Here is a 662-nt window from a genome sequence, read left to right as displayed (position 1 = left end):
TAGATATGTCAAACAATCTAATCTAGCTTTGTTGATTTTGATCTGTGAATTTATTTTTTCAAACAATTTCGTATATTCGTGTTGACTTTCCATAATTGATAAATTTTGTATGTCGAAATTCAAATTTAATCAATTTCATGGAGAGTCATTTTTTGTCATATACTTAGATTATTTTGTTTGTAAAGGTCTGATTTTATGAAACTAATTATTTTTTCAAGATTAAAAGAACCTTCCATAAACAACTCATATTCACCAGTTTGAATTGATTTAAATTCTAAAATCATTCTTTGAAAATCTCCTAAAAATTTATTTGAAAATATTTCTCTATAAAAACTTTCTTCTTGAACTATTTTATCTTGTTGTAAACCATTAAACAAGATGAAATTCTCTTTTATATTCATTTATATATTTGGTTTAAATAATTGTAATTGACCTTGATCATCAAGGTATTTAATTCTAATTAAAGGTCTATTCTTAACAAAAACTTTTACTTTCTTCTTTTTTGCTATATCATCGATCTTTTGATAAGCCTTCTCCGCCGCCATTCTAGCATTATCACCAGCTTTTTTACCTACTTTATGTTCAATAAAAATATAGGTATATAAACTTACGTCGCCCAATCACAAAGCTGTTTTTGGGTGACATGAATTGAAGAAACCATC

2 protein-coding genes are annotated in these 662 nt (G+C 25.8%); both read right to left on the bottom strand.

Features of this window, described 5'->3' with window-relative positions; genetic code table 11:
* Positions 1 to 155 precede the first annotated feature (155 nt).
* Entirely contained in the window at positions 156 to 401 is a 246-nt protein-coding gene (locus tag HHU12_RS34415) for a hypothetical protein (protein WP_169661213.1), read from the bottom strand.
* Positions 402 to 620, bottom strand: a complete 219-nt coding sequence (locus HHU12_RS34410; RefSeq protein WP_169661212.1) for a hypothetical protein — start codon at positions 618 to 620, stop codon at positions 402 to 404. It lies immediately after the preceding gene.
* Positions 621 to 662 lie beyond the last annotated feature (42 nt).

The sequence above is a fragment of the Flammeovirga aprica JL-4 genome (genome assembly GCF_012844305.1).
In the GTDB taxonomy this organism is placed as follows: domain Bacteria; phylum Bacteroidota; class Bacteroidia; order Cytophagales; family Flammeovirgaceae; genus Flammeovirga; species Flammeovirga aprica.
This window is presented reverse-complemented; position numbering and strand designations above follow the sequence as displayed.